Below are 19,148 nucleotides of genomic sequence, written 5' to 3'. Positions count from 1 at the left end.
CGTGTCCCGGGGCCGTGTCCCGGGTGTCCGTGTCCCGGGTGTCCGCGTGCTCCTGGTGTGTCGTACGGGGAACGGCCGGGAGGGCACGCGCGGGAAGCCAATGGCCGGGAGGGCACGGGCGGGAGAAGGCGGCCGGCATGGCCGGGACGCCTCCTCCCGCCCGGAGATCCCTTAGCGGGTCTCCTGCATCTCGAGGATCGCGTCGAGCTCGGTGTCGATCTCCAGATCGGCGCCCAGGTTCTCGACGACCGCGCTGGTCTCCGCGGCCTCGGCCTCGAAGAACATGGCGGCAACGGCGGCCCGGAAGAACGCGGGCTTCTTCTCGTACGAGTACTTCTCCATGACATCACTCCTTAACCGTGCGGAATTCCCGCTGCCGTCCGGCAGGGAATATACGATAAACATCCCTGTGAGGCAGGAGCGGTGCATCTCGCGGAACTGGATGTGCCGAGCAGGGGTCATTTCACAGTCGACCCGAGAACGTGTCAAGATTCCCCTCGACTCCTATGTCTGAAATGGCACGTTTCGGGCCGGTGATTTCGAATTGACGAAAGCGCGGAAGGAAATATTGGGAGGAGAAATGGCGGTTCGTCCGTTTACGGGCGCCGTGGCGCCGCGCCGCCTGGTTTCACTTTCGCGTCCGGGGGGAGAGTGTCTCCACACCGAGCCGTTGCCCGGAGCCGGATGCCGTGCCAGGATCCCGGCATCTGCACCGGGAACGTCCGGTCCGTGGGTGACGTACCGCCGGCGCGAGCCCTTTCGGTGCGGGCCCGGACTGCGGGACGAGAGAGCGAGGGCGGCCGTGGAGTTCGAGCGGGAGAAGTTCGACCCCGAGGTGTTCTTCGCCGAGCACTGGCGGAAGAAGCCCCTCTATGTCCGGGGCGGCGCGGCGGACTTCCTCGGACGGTCCTGGACGCCCGAGGACTTCGGTGCCGCCCTGGGGGCCGCCCGGGAGGCCGGTCACACCGTCCTGGAGCGTGAGGGCGAGGTGGCCTTCATCGAGAAGGTCTCCCTGTTCGACGCCGATCTCGCCGGGCGTGCCGAGGAGTTCGGCCGGTTCTTCGGAGTGCCCGGGACCTGGTTCGACTCGGTCGCCACCTACACCCCCAGCGGCATCGGGGACCACTTCGACCACAGCGACAACTTCGTGCTCCAGCAGGAAGGGGTCAAGGAGTGGTCGCTGGCCTCCCCCTCGCACCTGCCGAAGGCGGAGATCGCCCGCCGGATGATGAACCTGCCCGGTGTCGGCGGGTACGACCTGCCGGCGCACGACCGGGCCGAGTTCGTCCTCGAACCCGGCGACCTCCTCTACATCCCCCTGCTGTGGCTGCACTCCGGTGTCTCCCGCGCCTCCTCGCTCAGCCTCTCCCTGGTCTGCCCGGCGGTCTCCCTGCACGCGGCCGTGGTGCCGCTCCTCGGCCAGGTGCTCCGGGGCCGGGCGCTGGGCCACCAGCCCCTGCCCGCCTTCCACTCCGGGCTCTCCGAGGAGGAGCGGCGGCGGGCCGTGGAAGCCGTCCGGACCGCCACCGCGGCCCTCGTCGGGCGCATGGCCGACGACGAGATCGTCGACGCCGTGCACGAACTCCAGAAGCAGTGGCTGCTGCCGCGGTCGTGATCCACCACGAATCGCGGGGCAACCCTTGGCGGAAACATTCCGGAAACGCCCCTGCGGTACATCCCGGCAGAACACGATGAGGGGCCGGACATGAAATACCGATTCCTGGGCGACAGCGGGCTGGAAATTTCCGTTCTGTGTTTGGGGACCGCCACCATGGGGTCCCGCTGGGGCGCCCACTGGACCATGTCGGAAACCGATGCCGATTCTCTCGTCGGAGCCGCCCTGGAAGGCGGGATAAACTTCTTCGACACCGCCGACGTGTACAACGGCGGCGAGAGCGAGAAATGGCTCGGGCGCGCGCTGGGGCGCCGTTCCGTACGGGACCGCGTCGTCATCGCCACGAAATCCGGATACCGCACCGAACCGGGGCATCCGCACAGTGGCGGAAACACCCGGAACGCGGTGAACAGAGCGGTCGAACGGTCGCTGCGCCGCCTGGGAACCGACTACATCGACGTGTACTACCTGCACCTCTGGGACGGCGTGACGCCCCCGGAGGAGACCCTCGCGGCCGTCGCCGACCTCGTGGCCGCCGGGAAGATCCGCCACTTCGGCGTCAGCAACGTCCCCGGCCGGTACCTGGCGGAGTGCCGGGCCCTCCATCGCTGGCGCGGACTTCCCCCGGTGGCCGCGGTCCAGATGAACCACAACCTCCTGGAGCGCTCCGCCGAGCACGAGACCGTCCCCCTGCTCGACGGCCGCACCAGCCTGGTGAGCTGGGGACCGCTCGCCGACGGCCTGCTGACCGGCCGCTACCACGTGGACCCGGCCACCCGCAGGCTCACCGGGAAGGGCAGGCTGACCGAGGCCTTCGGGGTGAGCGACGCCGACCCGTTCCAGGCGCGGGCGCGGCGCGTCCTCGGCTGCCTGGACGAGGTGTCCCGGGAACTCGGCAGCGAACCCGCGCTGATCGCCCTCGCCTGGCTGCTGGCCCGCCCCGGACTCGCCTCCGTCGCCCTCGGCGTCTCGTCCCTGGACCAGCTCCTGCACAACCTGGCGGCGCCGGACCTGGAGCTCTCCCCGGAGCAGGCCGCCCGGCTGGACCGCGCGGGCGCCGAACCGGCCCGCTACCCGTACACCTTCCTCACTCCGGAACACCAGCGGATGGTGCACGGGGAGGACCTGCCGTCAGGCGCCGTCTGACCGGCCGGACAGCCCTCAGCTCTCGCGTACCGCCCTCGGCAGCCCGTACGTACCGCCGTCGGCCCATTGCGTATACGTCCCTCAGCTCTCGCGTACCGCCCTCGTCCCGTGCGTATGCGTCCGTCAGCTCCCGCGTACCGCCATCAGCAGCCCGCTCGCCCACGCCAGGCGGACGCACCGGAAGTCCTCGCGCTCCTCCAGCCCGGCCAGCAGGCGGCGGACGGCGGCGGTGTGTTCCGCGGGCCGGTCGGGCAGGGGGAGAAGGTCGTCGATCAGGTAGATCCCGCCGGGCGCCACCAGGTCCAGGGCCCGTCCGAGGTGGGTGAACTTGCCCGGCCAGGTGTCCGCGAAGACGAGGTCGAAGAGTGCGCCCCCGTACGCGTCCAGCCAGGTGCCGCCGTCCTCGGTCACGAAGGTCACCCGCGGGTCGGCGCCCAGCAGTTCGCGGCCGACGTCCTGCACGGCGGGGTCGAGTTCGACGGTGGTCAGGGCGGCGCTGCGGTCCATGCCGCTGAGGAGCCAGGCGGTGCCTTCGCCGATTCCGGTGCCGAGTTCGAGGATGTTGCCGCCCGGACGTGCGGCGGCGAGGGCGGCCAGCAGGCTTCCGGTGCGGTCCTCGCTGGACATGGTGAAGCCCGCGTCACGTGCCCTGGCTCGCAAGGCGGGGAGTGCGGGCGGGAGTTGGGTCGGTTCGTCGTCCATCCGGAGATGATGCGAGGGACGGGGCCCGGCGGGCAAGGCTCTTTGGCGGGCCGTGCGGCGGTAGCGTCGTCGTCATGACGGCTGAGGGCGGTACCGCCGCCGGGGACGAGGCGCTGGCCGGTGGCATGGCGAACGCGGGATCGGTCTTTCGCCGTGGCGCGCTGGTGGACCGTCCAGCGCCGCGCAACGCGCGTGCCCTGCACGCCTACTTGCTCGCGCTCAGGGAGCACGGCTTCGACGGGGCGCCGGCCCCGGTCGGCCTCACCGGGGACGGCCGCGAGCAGCTGAGCTTCGTTCCCGGCGACGTGCCTCTGCCGCCGTTCGCCCGGTGGGCGATGACGGGGGGCGCCCTGGCGTCGGTGGGAAGTCTGCTGCGGCGCCTGCACGAGGCCGGCGCGGGCGTCGAGGTCGACACCCGCGCCGAGTGGCCGGGCGACCTGGCCGACCCGGAGGGAGGGACGACGCTGTGCCACAACGACGTGTGCCCGGAGAACGTCGTCTTCCGTGACGGCCGTGCCGCCGCTCTGATCGATTTCGACCTGGCGGCCCCGGGCCGTCCCCTCTGGGACGTCGCCATGGCCGCCCGCTACTGGGTGCCGCTCGTCGACCCCTCCTCCGCGGCAGCCCTCTACCCCTCCGGGCTGGAGGTGCCCGCGCGGCTGCGGATCCTCGCCGACGGCTACGGCCTCTCGCCCCAGGACCGCGCCGAGCTGCCCGGTGTCGTCGAGCAGGCCACCGAGGTCTGCCGGTCCTTCGTCGCCCGCCGCGTGGCCGACGGTGACCCGCTCTACCTCCGGGCGCTGGCCGAACGCGGCGGATGGGAACGCTGGGACCGCATGCGGACCTGGCTGGCGGAGCGTCGCGAGATGTTCACGGACGCCCTGCTGGACTGATCGGCGGGTTCCGGCCCAGGTGCGGGTGCGACACGCGCCACACTTTTGCAAGCAACCGCTTGCAATTGTTAGCGGCGTCGTCGCATCATCGAACCATGGCATCACTCAACGTCGGCAACCTGGGCGAGTACCTCCGCGAGCAGCGGCGCAGCGCGCAGCTCTCGCTGCGGCAGCTCGCGGATGCCGCCGGGGTGTCCAATCCGTATCTCAGCCAGATCGAGCGCGGCCTGCGCAAGCCCAGTGCGGAGGTGCTCCAGCAGGTCGCCAAGGCGCTGCGGATCTCGGCCGAGACGCTGTACGTACGCGCCGGGATCCTGGACGAGCGGGAGCGGGGCGAGCTGGAGACGCGGGCGGTCATCGTGGCCGACCCGTCGATCAACGAGCGGCAGAAGAACGTGCTGCTGCAGATCTACGACTCGTTCCGCCGGGAGAACGGTTACGTCCCCGATCCGGGCGTCTCCGCCGATACCGATACGGCCGACGGTGTCGTCGGAGACGGCGAAGGACCCGGCGGCGCGGGTACGACCGACGGATCCGCCACGAGCGCCCGCGCACCCCGTACCTCCGGCGGCGGCGATGCCGCGGACTCCACAGATTCCGCAGACCCTCACAACGAACTCTGATCCGGGAGGACCACAGTCATGGCCATCACCGATGACCTGCGCAAGACCCTCACCGACCCCACCCCCCTCTACTTCGCCGCCGGTACGGCCGAGCTCGCCGTGGAGCAGGCGCGCAAGGTGCCGGGACTGATCGAGCAGCTGCGGGCCGAGGCGCCCGAGCGGTTCGAGGCGGTCCGCAGCACCGACCCGAAGGCCGTGCAGGAGAAGGTCTCCACGCAGGCCCGCGAGGCCCAGGCCAGTGTCCAGGCGAAGGTCACCGAGGTGATCGGCTCGTTCGACACCGACCTGCGCAAGCTCGGCGAGACGGCGCAGGACCTGGCGCTGCGCGGCCTGGGCGTGGCCGCCGAGTACGCGGTGCGGGCCCGGGAGGCGTACGAGAAGGTCGCCGAGCGCGGCGAGCAGAGCGTGAAGGCGTGGCGCGGGGAGGCGGCCGACGAGATCGTCGAGATCGCCGCCGTCGTGGAGGCGGACCCGAAGGCCGCCGAGCCCAAGGCCGCGCCCAGGGCCGGCGGGCCGAAGCCCGCCGCGAAGCCGTCGGCGGCCAAGCCGGCCCCGACGGCCGCCAAGCCCGCTCCCGCCGCCAAGCCCGCCGAGGCGAAGGCAGCCCCGGCGAAGCAGGCGCCCGCGCCGCGCAAGGCGGCGGCGAAGAAGTCCACCCCGCCCGCGAAGTAGCGGAGCGGGCCGGGGCGGGCCGCCGCGAAGGCGCGGCCCGCCCCGGAGCCGGTCAGGGGACCGGACAGCAAGGGCGGTACGGCGGACCGCAGGGTCGCGACGGGCGTGTTCCGGCGTGGAGCGGGCATCGTGACCCTGGCCCGTCCGCTGTCCCGGTACGGTTGCCACAGGGGCCGTACGGCGCTCACCCACGACGAGGCGGTGCACATCATGTTGCTCAGCGGATTCGGCACAGTCATCCAGCTGCTGTACCTGCTCATGCTCGCTCTGGCCGTGGTGGCCCTGGTCTTCGCGTCCCTCGCGCGCGAGGACGCCTACCGGGCGGCCGACAAGAAGACGAAGAAGTTCTGGGTGATCCTGCTCGCCGTCGCGGTGGCCGTGAACCTCTTCGTGCCGATGCTCTTCCTGATCCTCGCCGGGACGGTCGCGTCCATCGTGTTCCTGGTGGACGTACGGCCCGCGCTCAAGGCGGTGACCGGCGGCGGCAACCGGCGCGGCGGGTCCAGCAGCGACGGCCCGTACGGCCCCTACAACGGCGGGCGCTGAGCCGGTACGACCGGTACGGCGGCAGCGACGGCCGACGGCACGGGGTGGGTTCGCACGGCGAGCCTGCCCCGTTTGCGTGCCCGGTCCCGCTCACGGTCGCGGTCCCTGCCCCGGTCCTTGTCGCGGTCGCGGGAGAGCAGCAGGACGGCCACGTCGTCGGTGAGCTCGCCGCCGTTCAGCTCCCGCACCCGGGAGACGGCGGCGTCCAGCAGCTCCTCGCCGCGCAGGCCCCGGCCGAGCTGCTCGTCGACCATGGCGACCATGCCGTCCTGGCCGAGGCGTTCCTTGCCCTCGCCGACGCGGCCCTCGATGAGCCCGTCCGTGTACATCATCAGGTGCCAGGCGCCGCCCAGCTCGACCTGGCGCCGGGGCCACCGGGCGCGCGGCAGCAGGCCGAGCGCCGGTCCGCCGTCCTCGAAGGGCAGCAGGCGCGCGGTGCGGCCCGCCCGGGAGATCAGCGGCGCCGGGTGCCCGGCGAGGCAGAGCCCGGCGCGACGGCCGTCCGGGGCGATGTCGACGGTGCAGAGCGTCGCGAAGATCTCCTCGCTCTGCCGCTCGTGCTCCAGGACCTGCTGGAGCGTGGAGAGCAGTTCGTCCCCGCAGAGCCCCGCCAGCGTGAGGGCCCGCCACGCTATGCGCAGCTCCACCCCGAGGGCCGCCTCGTCCGGGCCGTGGCCGCAGACGTCGCCGATCATCGCGTGGACGGTGCCGTCCGGCGTACGGACGGTGTCGTAGAAGTCACCGCCCAGGAGCGCCCGGCTGCGGCCGGGGCGGTAGCGCGCGGCGAAGCCGAGGTTGGAGCCGTCCAGCAGCGGGGTGGGCAGCAGGCCGCGTTCCAGGCGGGCGTTCTCCTGGGCGCGCAGCCGGGACTCGGTCAGCTGGTGCTGGGTGATGTCGGCGCGCTTGCGCTGGACGGCGTACCGGATGGCGCGGCTCAGCAGCCGGGCGTCGAGCTCGTCACGGAACAGGTAGTCCTGCGCGCCGACGCGTACCGCCTCCGCCGCCAGCTCCGCGTCGTCCTCGGCGGTGAGCGCGAGCACCGCGTGCTGGGGCGCGATCCGCAGGACGTGCAGGAGCGCGGCGAGCTCGTCGGCGCGCCCGGAGCCGCCCCCGTCGTCCGCCGTCACGCGTGCGCCGGAGCCGCCGGGCAGCGAGAGGTCGAGCAGGATGCAGTCGACGTCGTCGGTGAGGAGCCGGCCCGCCTCGGTGAGGTTGCGGGCGGTACGGACCCGGACCCGGGTGCCCGCCGCCGCGGGAAGATCCGGGAGGGAGAAGGTGCCCGTGGGGTCGTCCTGGATCACCAACAGGGTGAGGTCGGCTCCAGTGGTGGTCTCCGCAGCGGGTACGGCTCGCTGCTGAGGTACGGGTGCGGGCATCGGTTTCCGGGTTCCTTCCCTCCCCCCGAGGGCGCGGGCGGGACGACGATCGACGACCTGCCAGATCGGGACCATAGCGTTCGGCGGGCCGGGAGCGGAATGGCGCCGGGGGACGCGCCGGAGTCATATGCGCAGTCATAAGCCGCGTCCTGGCACGGATCCGGCGCGATGCACCCCTCCGTCGCGGGCACGGGAGCCATGACAAACATCACGCGGGCGCGTACGCGCGTGGGAAGTGGGTCACACGCCCGCGCACGGGCCGGATCGCACGCCCGGCGCGCGGCAGTCGTACATATCCCGGCGCGCGGTGATCGTACGTATTCCGGCGTGCGGCGGTCGTGCACACCCCGGCGCGGGCCCACCGGTACCGAACGCGCCCACCGGTACCGAACGCGCCCACCGGTACCGAACCGGTGCGCGCCACGCCATCGGGACCGAACCACGCCACCGGTACGGGAGACGGGCCCCACACGCCACCGTGCGGAGGCGGGCCTACGCGTCCGGGCGTACCACGCCGAGGATCTCCATCGAGCCCGCCCCGGTCAGAGTGACGTTTCGCCCGGGGCGCGGGGCGTGGACCACCATGCCGTCGCCGACGTACATCCCGACGTGGGTGGCGTCGCTGTGGTAGATGATCAGGTCGCCCGGACGCATGTCCCCGATCGCGATGTGCTGGAGCCGCGCCCACTGCTCCTGCGAGGTGCGGGGTATCGGCCGCTTCGCCGCCGCCCACGCCTGCGAGGTCAGGCCGGAGCAGTCGTACGAGCCGGGGCCCTCGGCCCCCCAGACGTACGGCTTGCCGATCTGGGCGAGGGCGAACTTCACGGCGGCCTTGCCGCTCGGGCTCGCCTCGCGGTTGATGTCCTTCAGCGCGCCGGAGCCGAGCCAGGAGGCCTGGGCGGCGTCCTGCGCCTGCTTCTCCAGTTCGAGGAGGCGGGCGCGCTCCTTCTCCTCCAGCCGCGCTTCGAGCTTCTTCGCCTCGTCGATCCGGGCGTTGATCTCCTTCTTCGCCCGGGCCTGCTCGATGCGGCCGGCCTCCAGCCTGTCCCAGTTGTCCTTGGCGTCCTCGGTGTACAGCTCCAGGTCCGCCTGGGCCCGCGTCAGTTCGGCCAGTGCGGAGGTGGAGGCCTGCTGGCTCCGGTGGATCTGGTTGAGGCCGTACAGGAAGAGCCGGGGGTCGCTGCTGAGGGCGAGCTGCGCGCCCGGCGGCAGACCGGCGTTGCGGTACTGCTCCCGGGCCTGGGAGCCGATCTGGTCCTTCAGCCGGGCGATCTTCGAGCGGCCCTCGTCGATGGTGCGGCCGAGTTCGCCCAGCTCGGCGGTCTGCTTCTCCACCTGCTCCTCGGCCAGGTTGTACGCGTCGGTCGCGGCCCCGGCCTTCTCGTAGAGCCGGTCGATCTCCTCGCGCACCTCGGCGAGCGACTTCGTGGCGGGGGCCTGCTGGAACGACGGGGGCGGCTCGGGCGCGGCCCAGGCCTGGACCGGTGCGGACAGCACGGCGAGTGCGCAGACCACGGTGATGGCGGCTGCGGCACAGTGACGTCGCCTCACGGACGGACTCCCCCTCCGGCACCTTGGCGCAAAGGCCCGATAGCGCTCATGTGACTTACTGTCAGTAACTTTTCGACAACGTCGCGATCGTGCCATGCCGTCCCGAAAAGCAACAGGGGGACCGGGCGAAGGACGCGTCACACGGACGCGACACGGCGGGCCTTTCCGCGCGCTTTCCCCCTCGGTCCCGAGCGCGTCCCCTTCCGTACGCCGGGCGCACATCTCCGGAGCGCGCCGGAGGACACGCCGGTCGGTGCGCGCCCGCCGTTCTCAGCCGCGGGCGGCGCCGCCGCCCGGGCGCAGGGCCTCCCAGGCCACCGTGAGTTCGCCCTGGCGCCAGCGGCGCGCGTCGTCGCTCAGCGGCCAGTCGGCCGCGAGCGAGCGCGCGGCGGCGATCCAGCGCTGGCGTGCGCCGAGGGAGGCGTACGGGGCCGCGGTCGCCCAGGCCCGGTCGAAATCGCGGAGGAAGGCGTGCACCGGCTCGCCGGGCACGTTCCGGTGGATCAGCGCCTTGGGGAGGCGTTCGGCGAGGTCGGAGGGGCGGTCCAGCGAGCCGAGCCGCGCGGCGAACGTCACCGTGCGCGGCCCCTCGGGCCCCAGCGCCACCCACACGTGCCGCCGCCCGATCTCGTCGCAGGTGCCCTCCACCAGCAGTCCGTCCGGGGCGAGCCGCGCGCACAGCCGTTCCCAGACGGCGGCGACCTGGTCCTCGTCGTACTGGCGCAGCACGTTCGCCGCCCTGATCAGGGCGGGCGGCTCGGCCAGCGGCACCTCGAAGCCGCCGTGCCGGAAGGTGAGCCCCTCGCGGGCGTACGGCTGGGCCGCCGCGACCCGCTCCGGGTCGATCTCGACGCCGACCACGCGGGTGCCCGGGGCGGCGGTGCGCAGCCGGGCCAGGAGCTCGACGGCGGTCCAGGGGGCCGCCCCGTAGCCGAGGTCCACCGCGACGGGGGCGTCCGCGCGCCGCAGCGCCGCGCCGTGGGTGGCGGCGATCCAGCGGTCCATGCGGCGGAGCCGGTTCGGGTTGGTGGTCCCGCGGGTCACGGTGCCGATGGGGCGCTGGTGCATGCGGTCGAGCGTACGCGGCGGGGCGCCGGGCGGGTCCTCGGTGTGCCGTCGGGGTGCCGTCCGCCGGCCTCCGGGCGAACGCCGGGTCCTCGACGACGCCCGAGGGGCGCTCGTACGTCCACGAGAGGGCACTCGTATACGAGGAGTGCCGACGAGCGCGCGGGCGTGCGTGCGGAACGTGCGCGCCCGCGCGCGATCGCGGGTATGCGGCAGAGGAGGTCCGCACGCCCGCGCGCGCCGGTCCGCACCCCGTGGACGGGGTGGAGGGCGTCCCGCACGAGAGGGAAGAGCGACAGCGAACGGACGGAGAACGACGATGGTTGACACGGCATGGCAATGATTTGGCAAAGGTGGAAATGAATCGGGCACGTTTCGCTGTTCAGCCCACGCGGGGACTTCCGTCCCCTCCATGGCATGCCCTGAGCGAGGAGGTCCGGACGACGTGAGTCGTGACGTCTCCCGATTCGGCGGCAGCCGCGTGGCGCCGCGCCGTCGGTTCCCCGGTGGGCGTGGCGGCGGTCTGACGGCCGGGTTCACCGGCGGGCACCGCAGACCGCGCAGGATCGCGATGCTCTCCGTGCACACCTCGCCGCTCCACCAGCCCGGCACGGGCGACGCCGGCGGCATGAACGTCTACATCGTGGAGCTGGCCAAGCGCCTCGCCGAGATCAACATCGAGGTGGAGATCTTCACCCGGGCCACCACCGGCTCCCTCCCCCCGGTGGTCGAGATGGCGCCCGGGGTGCTGGTCCGGCACGTCGACGCGGGACCGTACGAAGGGCTCCGCAAGGAGGACCTGCCCGCCCAGCTCTGCGCCTTCACCCACGGTGTGATGCAGGCGTGGGCCGGTCACCGTCCCGGCTACTACGACCTCGTGCACTCCCACTACTGGCTCTCCGGCCAGGTCGGCTGGCTGGCCGCGCAGCGGTGGGGCGTCCCGCTGGTCCACGCCATGCACACGATGGCGAAGGTCAAGAACGCCGCGCTCGCGGAGGGGGACACCCCCGAACCGGCCGCCCGGGTCATCGGGGAGACCCAGATCGTCGACGCGGCGGACCGGCTCATCGCCAACACGGCGGAGGAGGCCGACGAACTCGTCCGCTTCTACGACGCCGACCCGGCCTCCGTCGCCGTCGTCCACCCCGGCGTGAACCTGGAACGCTTCTGCCCCGGCGACGGGCGGGCCGCCGCGCGCGCCCGGCTCGGCCTGCCGCAGGACGCGCTGGTCCCGCTCTTCGCGGGGCGCATCCAGCCCCTGAAGGCGCCGGACGTGCTGCTGCGCGCCGTCGCGGTGCTCCTGGAGCGCGATCCGTCGCTCCGGTCGCGGATCGTCGTCCCGGTGGTGGGCGGCCCCAGCGGTACGGGCCTCGCGAAGCCGGAGGTCCTCCACAAGCTGGCGGCCCGGCTCGGTGTCGCCGACGTCGTACGGTTCCAGCCGCCGGTCGGGCAGGACCAGCTCGCCGACTGGTTCCGCGCCGCGTCCGTCCTGGTCATGCCGTCGTACAGCGAGTCCTTCGGGCTGGTCGCGATAGAGGCCCAGGCGGTCGGCACGCCGGTCGTCGCGTCGGCCGTGGGCGGACTGCCGGTCGCGGTACGGGACGGCGTCAGCGGCTTCCTGATCCCGGGGCACGACCCCGAGTCGTACGCGCTGGCGCTCGAACGGTTCGTCCGCGCGCCGGAGCTCGTCGACCGGATGGGCGCCGCCGCCGCCGAGCACGCGCAGTCGTTCGGCTGGGGCACCGCCGCCGCCGCGACCGCCGAGGTCTACACCGGCGCGATGCAGGACCACCGCCGCCTGGTCCGCTCCCGCCAGGGCTGATTCCGCAGGCCGGTCCGTACGCACCGGCCGTCCGGTGACGCGGGTGCGCGCTGTCGTACGCTCGCACCATGGCTGAGGCAGTGGACGAAGCGGCAGTGGCGCGGATCATCGAGGCGACCCTCGACGACGCCGGTCTGGAATGGGAAAGCCCGGAGCCCGGCAACTACGTCGTCAAGCTGCCCGGCACCCGCAAGCTCTCCACCACCTGCTCGCTCCTCGTCGGCAAGCACTCCCTCTCCCTCAACGCCTTCGTCATCCGGCACCCGGACGAGAACGACGCGGCGGTCCACCGCTGGCTGCTGGAGCGCAACCTCCGTCTCTTCGGCGTGAGCTACGCGGTGGACCGGCTCGGCGACATCTACCTGGCCGGCAAGCTGCCGCTGAGCGTGGTCACCCCGGACGAACTGGACCGGCTGCTCGGCACGGTGCTGGAGGCGGCCGACGGCGCGTTCAACACCCTGCTGGAGCTGGGCTTCGCGAGCGCCATCCGCAAGGAGTACGCCTGGCGGGTCTCGCGGGGCGAGTCCACCCGGAACCTCGACGCGTTCGCTCACCTGACCCGGCGCCCGGACGCGGGCTGACCGCCCCAGGGCTGGCCCGCCGCAGGCTCTCCGCCGTCCGGACGGTGTGTCATCTCCCCCCGACGGGGCAGACGTCCGTGCGTCCGCCCCCACCTGCCCGGAGTCACCGCGTGCCCAGTCAGCCACGTTCTGCCGTGCCGCGCGGCTTCCACTGCGAGCACACCCCCGGCGAGAGCCGGGTCCTCGCGCTGGTGGACCACGGCCCCCATCCCGCCACCCTGCGCGCCGTCCTGACCTGCGGCACCCCCGAACTCGCCGAGGAGGCGGCCCGCATACTCCGGCGGGCCCTGCGCGTCCCCGACGACACCTGGGACCCGGGCTCGCCTGAGGAGCTGTGCGCCAGGCTGCCGGACCGTGCGGCCGAGTCCCTGCGCACCGCTGTGGGCCACGCCCTCGCGGGCGCCTGGCCGCTGGACGGCGCGCCGGGAGACGGGCAGCGCGGCGACGGGGAACGCGGGCACGGAGAGCACGGGCGCGGCGACGGGGAGGACGGGTACGGGCGGGCCGCCACCCCGGACGCCCGGCTCGCCGAGCTCCCCGGCCCGGTCTTCCGGATCGCGCTGCTGCGGGAGTTCCACGTCCACGACCGGCGGGCGCTGCTCAAGGCCGCCGCCGACGAGGGCTGGGAACCGCTGCCGGCCGACCAACTGGGCGCCCACGACCGGCAGGACCTCATCGGCGCCACCCAGTGGCTCGCCGAGTGCGGGGGAGACATCGCGGGAGCGGACACCCTCGCCGACCGCAGCCAGGTCTACCGGCTCACCGCCGACGAGGACGACGAGCTCGCGGGCTGGAGCCGTGAGGCGGTGGTGGCGGACTTCGGGGCGGGCTGGCTCCGTGGCGAGAAGGCCTACCGGATGGCGGAGTCCGGAGGGGACGTGGAGTCCGGAGGGGACGTGAAGTCCGGAAGGGCCGTGGAGTCCGGAGGGCCCGCGGGGTCGGCCCGAGGGCTCGGGGAACCCGAACGGCCGGACTTCGCGACCCTGTTCGAGGTGGGCGCCCCGCACTGCGCGGACCCGGATTGCGGGGAGGAGCGGTGTCGGTGGCACCTCACGCCCCGTACCGCCGCAACCCTCCACGAGGCGCTGAGGCTGCTGGCCCGCCGCGCCCGCGAGGACGCCGTAGCGCTCGGCGACCGGCCCTTGGCGCCGGGCGGGCTCGGCGAGAAGGCCGGGGTCTTCACCCGGCTCCCCAGGGTGACGTTCGGCGTCGGCGCGGCCTGGCGGCTGCGCTTCGCGCGGGCGGTCGAGAACATCGGGGACGACCTGCGCGACGGCTGGTGGCCGGAGCCCACCTGTACGGCCGAGGAGGTGGCCCTGCACCTCGCCATCGAGGACGCGCGAGCCGCCGTCGAGGCCGGGACCTCCGCCGGGACCGGGGCCGTCGTCGGGATCGGGACCTCCGCCAGGACCGTCGTCGGCGGAGACCTCCCGTCCCACCGGGACGACTACGACTTCGACGCGTGCGCCGAGATGTTCTTCCAGGACACCGACGTGCTGATGCTCTACGACGCCGGTCTGGACGGCGTTGAGGACCCGGAGGACGAGGTCAACCAGCGGCTGGGCATGGGCGATCTCCGGCCGTCCGCCTGGTTCGAACCCTTCCTCAACGTCGCGCCCCGCGACGAGGACGACGGATAAACCTGCTGGTCCAGGCGGTCGTGAGGCATGAATGCTCTCGAAACGGTCGGTGGATTCACAGGGTGATCACAGAGGAATCACAATCGCACCAGGAGCCGAAGCGAAACCATCTTCTGGCAAATTTTCGGTCATAGAGTGACGCGCAGTGCGACGATCCTGCCGTGTGACCGCGTGAACGGGCAGTCGAGCAAGGGTTGTTGCTCCCGAAATAGGAGAAATGAACCATGCGCGCTACCACCGTCCGCCGATCCGCCCTCGCCGCTTCCGTGGCCTCCCTGGTCCTTCTTGCCACCGCTTGCGGAGGTTCCTCGGACGGTTCGGACAGCGCCGACAAGGCCGCCGGCTCCTCGAAGTCCTCCGCGTCCGCCTCCGCCGAGGCGGAGCAGGCCCCGGTCAAGGCGCTGACCGCGGCCGAGCTGGAGAAGGCCACGCTGGCCCAGGGCGACATCGCGGGCCTCAAGATCGAGAAGGCCGCAGGCGACGACATCGTCGAGCCCGGGGACGTCACCGTCGACAAGGCCGCGTGCCTGCCGTTCGCCCAGGCGCTGTTCGCGGCGGCCCAGGGCGAGCCGGTCGCCTCGGCCTCGCGCAGTGTCGAGTCGGAGGCGGGGGCCACCGGCGCCGACGCCACGGCGGACGACGCGACGGCCTCGATCGCGGGCGGGGACCACACGGAGCTCACCCTCTCCTCGTACGAGGGCACCGGCGCCGCCGACGTGTTCGCCGCCGTCCGTACCGCTGCCACCGCGTGCGCCTCGGGCTTCACCGTCACCACGAGCGGCGAAGCCCAGAAGATCTCCGGGATCACCGAGGAGAAGGTGACCGGCGGCGAGGAGCGGGCCGCCTGGACCCTGACGGTGGAGCAGGAAGGGACGAAGGTCCCGTTCGACCTCGCGGTGGTCCGCCAGGGCAGCACGGTGAGCACCTTCAGCACCCTCAACGTGGCCGCGTTCATGGGCAAGGAAGTCAAGCTGACCCAGCCGCAGCCGGTCATCGACGCGCAGGTGAAGAAGCTCGGCTGACGTGGCGTCGGGCGAAGTCGGGCGGCCCGGCCGTGGCGCGCGCAGGCGTCGCGGCCGGGCCGCCCGGCTGTTGTCCTCGCGCCGTGCCGCTGCTCCGACCCCGACCGGGTTCAGGGCAGCGGCACGAGCCGGACGACGGTGACGGTGAGCACCGAACCCGAGACGTAGTACAGGACGATCGCGCCCGCCACCGTCGCCTCGCGCCGGTCGCGTTCGCCCTTCACGGCTGTGGAGCCGTGCCCGTACGGCGCCCGGCCCACGGTGCGGGCCATCTCGTCGCGGAACGGTTCGACGTCCCGCATCTTGGCCAGGGTGTCGTCGGCCGGCGGGGCGTAGGAGATACGGAAACTCAAGCCACGCTCCGCCTCTCGGCCTCGTCCCGCGCCAGCCGGTCCAGGATGCGTTCGGCCTCGGGATCGGGGACTGCCTCCAGCATCCAGTGCCGCATCACGGCGTGGATCTGGTGCACCCCCGCCTCGTTGACGGCGCGGTCGAACTCGTCGCGTCTCCCGTCGGGGAGTGCGGCGCGGATGGCCGGGATGCTGTTGGGCACCTCCACCTCGGTACCACCGACGAACGTCTTCAGGGACTCGCCCACGGTGTTCTCCCCGATCTCCTTGTGCCTCGGCCGGCAAGGTGTGCCCCGTCGCCGGGGCCCGGGTACGCGTCCGCGCCGGGCTCCGGAAAGGCGCCCCCCACGGTAGTGGGTGGCGACCCCAAGTACACGGGTGCATCCGCTCCTTCGGCCGCCCCCGACGGCGCGTCAGTCCTTCGTGACCTCCACCGACAGCTCGTTGTCCAGCGTGTAGTAGGTGCGGGCCGTACGGCCGTCGAGGCCGACCGCCGGATACACCCAGACCTTCTTGCGGTCCGCGACGTCGTCCAGCAGCCGCCCCGCCCGGATCGGCCGCGCGCCCTCCTCCGTCCGTACGAGGACGTCCCACACGCCCGTTCCGCCGCCGGGGACGTCCGCCAACTCCCGCTGGGTGAAGGTGAACCACACGTGGTCGTCGCCGTCCGTGCGGAGCTCGGTCCCGTGCACCTCCCCGGCCGCTCCCCGCAGCCGCAGCAGGGCCTGCGCACCGGCGCCCGGCCGGGGCCCGAAGAGACGCGCGCGTACGGTCGTCGACTCGGCGCCGACCTCGACGCGGTCCACCTCGACATGGGCCGGTCGCAGCCAGGTCCGCACGGCGAGGGTCCCGTCCGGCGTGGCGAACGGCACCCGCAGCGCGAGCGGCAACGTCGTCCGCCCCGGCTCGCGTCCGGCCACCAGCTTCCGCAGATCGCGGATCCCCGCGATCAGCGGCGTACGCTCCGCGTCCGGCGTGGGCAGGACGAAGAGGTCCCACCGCCCCTCCGCCAGCGCCGGGTCCGGTTCGAGCACGGCCCGCCAGCGGTGCTCCGGCTCACCCGCGCGGACGCCCGGCCGTCCGTCCGGCTCGTCCGGCTCATCCGGCTCGTCCGGCTCCAGGTCGACCAGCCGGGTGATCGACTCCGGCTTCCCCTTCGGCGGGCGCAACCGCAGCAGCAGGCGGGGACGTCCGGCCGTACGGGGCTCGAACCCGAACCGCACCACCATCCGGCCGTCCCGGTCCACCGAGCAGGAGGCACGCGGGAGTTGGCCCGGTTCCGGGTCCGTGCCGCCGTCCCGCACCGGTGCGCTGTTCGCCTTCTCCGCCGCCTTCTCCGCCGCCTTCTCCGCAGCCTTGTCCGTCGCCTTCGCCTCCGTCATCGTCGCTTCGCCTTCCGTACGGTTTTCAGCAGGGTGCGCGCCCCCGCCTCCAGGGTGTCCCGGGCCGCGTGCGCGCGCGGGCCGAGTGCGAGAGCCGTGCCGGTGGCCGGTGCGGCGGGGCGCCCGGCGGCCCGTGCGGCGGTCAGCCCCTCGAACAGGGCCTCCGCCCGTGCGACGACCGGACCGGGGGCGTACCGGCGGGAGTTGGAGAGCGCGGCGCGGCCCATCCTGCGGCGCAGCTCGTCGTCGCGGACGAGGCCGAGCAGGGCCGCGGCCAGCGCGTCCCGGTCCCCGACCGGGACCAGCCGGCCGTCCTCGCCGGGCCGGATGATCTCGGCGGGCCCGTGCGGGCAGTCGGTACTCACCACGGGGAGCCCGCAGCGCATCGCCTCCACGATCGTCATGCCGAACGGCTCGAAGCTCGACGTCGCCGCCGCGATCGACCCCTTGACCCATTCGGCCTCCATGGGAGCGGCGGCGCCCATCAGGAACACGTTGTTGTGCAGGGCGAGTTCGTCCACCAGACGCCGCAACCGGTCGTGCTCCTCGCCCCGGCCGTAGATCCGCAGCTGCCAGTCGGGACGCTCGGCGGCCACCTGCGCGAACGCCTCGATGAGCAGGTCGTACCGCTTCACCCGCACCAGCCGCCCGGCCGCGACCACGATCCGCCCGGTCCCGTCGGCGGGCGGGAGCGCCGGGTCCGGCACGCTGTTGGGCAGCGCCTCGACGCGTACGCCCGGCAGCCGCATCGTCCGCCGGTAGGCGTCCGCGTCCGCGTCCGTGACGGTGGTCAGCGCGTCCAGCCGCCGGTACGCCCGGCGCAGCACGCGGCGCAGCGCGGGCGGGTGGCTCTCCACCGTGAGGTGCTCCTGCCCGACCCGCACGGTGCGGTCGGGGGCCTGGAGCGCGAGGTGCACGTTGAGCCCGGCGCGCGTACCGATGGCGACGTCGGCGTCCAGGTCCGTCAGGAACCCGGCGATCCGACGGTCCGTCAGTGCGCTGTACTGCCCGTACCGGTTCTCCGCGCGCGGGAACACCTTCGACGGCTGCCCGAACAGGGGGTGCCCCTTCTCCCGCCGCAGGTCGATCAGCGGACGCAGCCGGACGCGCGGATCGAGCGTGAACGCGGGCACCTCCCGGTGCCGGTTGACCGAGACGATCTCCACCTCGTGCCGCTCGGCCAGTGCGTGGGCCAGGTTGAACGTGGTGGAGATCGTCCCCCCGATCCCGTACGCGTTGTGGATGAGGAAGGAAATCTTCATGAACGGCAAGACAGCGGCGGGAGGCCGGTAGTTGCGGCCGTTACTCCTTCGTGAGGGGCGAATGCCGCCGAGTGGCCCTTCGTGCGGGGCGTGCCCCGGGCATCGGCCGCCCCTGCCGGGTCCTGCCCGGCAGGCGCGCGTCGGCCGGTGCTCAGATCCGCCGAAGGTGCCGCGCGAAGAGCGCGCGGGCCCGGACCAGGTCCTCGGGGGAATGCGCGCCGCGCTTGGGTACGACGAAGAAGTACTCCGCGCTGCCCGTGAGGACGAACAGGTCGGGCGTCTCGAACCACCACGGGTAGATGTTCCAGCTGGTGGTGGTGCCGCTCTCCCCGGACGAGCCGGTGGTGGTCAGCCCGTCGGCGGTGAGCGTGGTGCGGCAGTTCCCGAGAGCCGCGTGCTCCTGGTACTGGGTCCGTGTCCGGGACCTGCGGACCCGCTGCCGTGCGTAGAAGAGGGCGCTGACACCGATCACGCCGACGCCGATCGTCCGGGCGGCGCCGAAGTGCCAGGCCAGTGTCCGCGTGGCGATCACCGCGGCCCCGAACAGGGCGGGAAGCAGCAGACCACCGGTGAGACCCTGCCGGGTCCTGACGGAGAACCTCTTCCGGGCCTGGTCGTAGTCCGCGGCTGCCGGGAGGTAGTCGAACAGGGCGGTGTCCGATGACTCGGATTCGGCCTGCCCGGCTTGATCCATCTTCATGACGGCTGAGGGTAAGGCAGTTCGCGTGTACGGCACAGCCACTCGTGAGGCGCCGGACCGGCCCCACTGCGAGGGCGGTGGAACCCGGCGGGGCGGTCGCGGCCTCCCGGGGCCCCGGACAGGTGTTCTGGCCTGCGGCGGGGCAGGTTCCGGCCACGAAAACGCCCCGGCCCGCGCCGTACGCGCGGGCCGGGGCGTGA

Annotated in this window: 20 protein-coding genes; 10 read left to right on the top strand and 10 right to left on the bottom strand. The window is 72.9% G+C overall.

The window, feature by feature from the left end:
- Nucleotides 1-171: 171 nt before the first annotated feature.
- Entirely contained in the window at nucleotides 172-342 is a 171-nt protein-coding gene (locus ACFWEE_RS14495) for a hypothetical protein (RefSeq protein ID WP_386889095.1), read from the bottom strand.
- Nucleotides 343-802: 460 nt separating this feature from the next.
- Between ACFWEE_RS14495 and ACFWEE_RS14490 the strand changes: the two genes are divergently transcribed.
- Complete coding sequence (locus ACFWEE_RS14490) at nucleotides 803-1,615, top strand: JmjC domain-containing protein (RefSeq protein ID WP_386889093.1); 813 nt, start codon at nucleotides 803-805, stop codon at nucleotides 1,613-1,615.
- A gap of 90 nt (nucleotides 1,616-1,705) precedes the next feature.
- On the top strand, nucleotides 1,706-2,761 hold the full coding sequence (locus ACFWEE_RS14485; RefSeq protein ID WP_386889091.1) for an aldo/keto reductase: 1,056 nt from the start codon (nucleotides 1,706-1,708) through the stop codon (nucleotides 2,759-2,761).
- Between the two features lie 123 nt (nucleotides 2,762-2,884).
- Here the strand turns inward: ACFWEE_RS14485 and ACFWEE_RS14480 are convergent, their stop codons facing one another.
- Entirely contained in the window at nucleotides 2,885-3,463 is a 579-nt protein-coding gene (locus ACFWEE_RS14480; RefSeq protein ID WP_386889090.1) for an O-methyltransferase, read from the bottom strand.
- Between the two features lie 74 nt (nucleotides 3,464-3,537).
- Here ACFWEE_RS14480 and ACFWEE_RS14475 point away from each other — a divergent pair, with 74 nt between their 5' ends.
- The 4 genes from ACFWEE_RS14475 (at nucleotide 3,538) to ACFWEE_RS14460 (ending at nucleotide 6,197) form a co-directional block, all read left to right on the top strand.
- The gene (locus ACFWEE_RS14475) at nucleotides 3,538-4,356 is read left to right on the top strand and encodes a phosphotransferase (RefSeq protein ID WP_386889088.1); all 819 of its coding nucleotides are present in this window, start codon (nucleotides 3,538-3,540) and stop codon (nucleotides 4,354-4,356) included.
- A gap of 95 nt (nucleotides 4,357-4,451) precedes the next feature.
- Nucleotides 4,452-4,979, top strand: coding sequence for a helix-turn-helix domain-containing protein (locus tag ACFWEE_RS14470; RefSeq protein WP_386889087.1), 528 nt, complete (start codon nucleotides 4,452-4,454; stop codon nucleotides 4,977-4,979).
- Nucleotides 4,980-4,997: 18 nt separating this feature from the next.
- Complete coding sequence (locus ACFWEE_RS14465) at nucleotides 4,998-5,651, top strand: hypothetical protein (RefSeq protein WP_386889085.1); 654 nt, start codon at nucleotides 4,998-5,000, stop codon at nucleotides 5,649-5,651.
- Nucleotides 5,652-5,861: 210 nt separating this feature from the next.
- Nucleotides 5,862-6,197 (top strand): DUF2516 family protein, encoded by a 336-nt coding sequence (locus tag ACFWEE_RS14460; protein ID WP_386889226.1) that lies wholly within the window; start codon nucleotides 5,862-5,864, stop codon nucleotides 6,195-6,197.
- Here ACFWEE_RS14460 and ACFWEE_RS14455 read toward each other — a convergent pair.
- The 3 genes from ACFWEE_RS14455 to ACFWEE_RS14445 form a co-directional block, all read right to left on the bottom strand.
- Nucleotides 6,179-7,573: a PP2C family protein-serine/threonine phosphatase gene (locus tag ACFWEE_RS14455; protein WP_386889084.1), complete on the bottom strand. Its 1,395-nt coding sequence runs from the start codon at nucleotides 7,571-7,573 to the stop codon at nucleotides 6,179-6,181. The genes ACFWEE_RS14460 and ACFWEE_RS14455 overlap by 19 nt on opposite strands.
- 492 nt (nucleotides 7,574-8,065) lie before the next feature.
- The gene (locus ACFWEE_RS14450; protein ID WP_386889083.1) at nucleotides 8,066-9,124 is read right to left on the bottom strand and encodes an NlpC/P60 family protein; all 1,059 of its coding nucleotides are present in this window, start codon (nucleotides 9,122-9,124) and stop codon (nucleotides 8,066-8,068) included.
- 270 nt (nucleotides 9,125-9,394) lie between these two features.
- On the bottom strand, nucleotides 9,395-10,192 hold the full coding sequence (locus ACFWEE_RS14445) for a class I SAM-dependent methyltransferase (protein WP_386889082.1): 798 nt from the start codon (nucleotides 10,190-10,192) through the stop codon (nucleotides 9,395-9,397).
- Between the two features lie 442 nt (nucleotides 10,193-10,634).
- Between ACFWEE_RS14445 and mshA the strand changes: the two genes are divergently transcribed.
- From mshA to ACFWEE_RS14425, 4 genes are all read left to right on the top strand, one after another.
- Nucleotides 10,635-12,011: a D-inositol-3-phosphate glycosyltransferase gene (gene mshA, locus ACFWEE_RS14440; RefSeq protein ID WP_386889081.1), complete on the top strand. Its 1,377-nt coding sequence runs from the start codon at nucleotides 10,635-10,637 to the stop codon at nucleotides 12,009-12,011.
- Between the two features lie 68 nt (nucleotides 12,012-12,079).
- The gene (locus tag ACFWEE_RS14435) at nucleotides 12,080-12,592 is read left to right on the top strand and encodes a YbjN domain-containing protein (protein ID WP_386889079.1); all 513 of its coding nucleotides are present in this window, start codon (nucleotides 12,080-12,082) and stop codon (nucleotides 12,590-12,592) included.
- Nucleotides 12,593-12,702: 110 nt separating this feature from the next.
- Nucleotides 12,703-14,232 (top strand): hypothetical protein, encoded by a 1,530-nt coding sequence (locus tag ACFWEE_RS14430; protein WP_386889077.1) that lies wholly within the window; start codon nucleotides 12,703-12,705, stop codon nucleotides 14,230-14,232.
- A gap of 224 nt (nucleotides 14,233-14,456) precedes the next feature.
- Nucleotides 14,457-15,254 carry a hypothetical protein gene (locus ACFWEE_RS14425; RefSeq protein ID WP_386889230.1) on the top strand — a complete coding sequence of 266 codons (798 nt, stop codon included), beginning with the start codon at nucleotides 14,457-14,459 and terminating at the stop codon, nucleotides 15,252-15,254.
- A gap of 110 nt (nucleotides 15,255-15,364) precedes the next feature.
- Here ACFWEE_RS14425 and ACFWEE_RS14420 read toward each other — a convergent pair whose 3' ends face one another.
- From ACFWEE_RS14420 to ACFWEE_RS14400, 5 genes are all read right to left on the bottom strand, one after another.
- On the bottom strand, nucleotides 15,365-15,607 hold the full coding sequence (locus tag ACFWEE_RS14420; protein ID WP_386889075.1) for a hypothetical protein: 243 nt from the start codon (nucleotides 15,605-15,607) through the stop codon (nucleotides 15,365-15,367).
- On the bottom strand, nucleotides 15,604-15,852 hold the full coding sequence (locus tag ACFWEE_RS14415) for a hypothetical protein (protein ID WP_327176538.1): 249 nt from the start codon (nucleotides 15,850-15,852) through the stop codon (nucleotides 15,604-15,606). Before ACFWEE_RS14415 ends, ACFWEE_RS14420 begins: the two co-directional genes overlap by 4 nt.
- 165 nt (nucleotides 15,853-16,017) lie before the next feature.
- The gene (locus tag ACFWEE_RS14410) at nucleotides 16,018-16,986 is read right to left on the bottom strand and encodes a hypothetical protein (protein WP_386889074.1); all 969 of its coding nucleotides are present in this window, start codon (nucleotides 16,984-16,986) and stop codon (nucleotides 16,018-16,020) included.
- A complete protein-coding gene (locus ACFWEE_RS14405; RefSeq protein ID WP_386889072.1) occupies nucleotides 16,983-18,248 on the bottom strand; it encodes a glycosyltransferase family 4 protein in 1,266 nt (421 codons plus the stop codon). Before ACFWEE_RS14405 ends, ACFWEE_RS14410 begins: the two co-directional genes overlap by 4 nt.
- 151 nt (nucleotides 18,249-18,399) lie before the next feature.
- Nucleotides 18,400-18,948, bottom strand: a complete 549-nt coding sequence (locus ACFWEE_RS14400; protein WP_386889071.1) for a YcxB family protein — start codon at nucleotides 18,946-18,948, stop codon at nucleotides 18,400-18,402.
- Between the last annotated feature and the right edge of the window lie 200 nt (nucleotides 18,949-19,148).

The sequence above is a fragment of the Streptomyces sp. NPDC060184 genome (assembly GCF_042728795.1).
GTDB lineage: Bacteria > Actinomycetota > Actinomycetes > Streptomycetales > Streptomycetaceae > Streptomyces.
This window is presented reverse-complemented; position numbering and strand designations above follow the sequence as displayed.

Bases quoted from the DNA above. Each gene is read 5' to 3' on its own strand.
- ACFWEE_RS14495 (WP_386889095.1), bottom strand. From the start codon at position 342: ATGGAGAAGTACTCGTACGAGAAGAAGCCCGCGTTCTTCCGGGCCGCC.
- ACFWEE_RS14485 (WP_386889091.1), top strand. From the start codon at position 1,706: ATGAAATACCGATTCCTGGGCGACAGCGGGCTGGAAATTTCCGTTCTG.
- ACFWEE_RS14480 (WP_386889090.1), bottom strand. From the start codon at position 3,463: ATGGACGACGAACCGACCCAACTCCCGCCCGCACTCCCCGCCTTGCGA.
- ACFWEE_RS14475 (WP_386889088.1), top strand. From the start codon at position 3,538: ATGACGGCTGAGGGCGGTACCGCCGCCGGGGACGAGGCGCTGGCCGGT.
- ACFWEE_RS14470 (WP_386889087.1), top strand. From the start codon at position 4,452: ATGGCATCACTCAACGTCGGCAACCTGGGCGAGTACCTCCGCGAGCAG.
- ACFWEE_RS14465 (WP_386889085.1), top strand. From the start codon at position 4,998: ATGGCCATCACCGATGACCTGCGCAAGACCCTCACCGACCCCACCCCC.
- ACFWEE_RS14460 (WP_386889226.1), top strand. From the start codon at position 5,862: ATGTTGCTCAGCGGATTCGGCACAGTCATCCAGCTGCTGTACCTGCTC.
- ACFWEE_RS14455 (WP_386889084.1), bottom strand. From the start codon at position 7,573: ATGCCCGCACCCGTACCTCAGCAGCGAGCCGTACCCGCTGCGGAGACC.
- ACFWEE_RS14445 (WP_386889082.1), bottom strand. From the start codon at position 10,192: ATGCACCAGCGCCCCATCGGCACCGTGACCCGCGGGACCACCAACCCG.
- ACFWEE_RS14435 (WP_386889079.1), top strand. From the start codon at position 12,080: ATGGCTGAGGCAGTGGACGAAGCGGCAGTGGCGCGGATCATCGAGGCG.
- ACFWEE_RS14425 (WP_386889230.1), top strand. From the start codon at position 14,457: ATGCGCGCTACCACCGTCCGCCGATCCGCCCTCGCCGCTTCCGTGGCC.
- ACFWEE_RS14410 (WP_386889074.1), bottom strand. From the start codon at position 16,986: ATGACGGAGGCGAAGGCGACGGACAAGGCTGCGGAGAAGGCGGCGGAG.
- ACFWEE_RS14405 (WP_386889072.1), bottom strand. From the start codon at position 18,248: ATGAAGATTTCCTTCCTCATCCACAACGCGTACGGGATCGGGGGGACG.
- ACFWEE_RS14400 (WP_386889071.1), bottom strand. From the start codon at position 18,948: ATGAAGATGGATCAAGCCGGGCAGGCCGAATCCGAGTCATCGGACACC.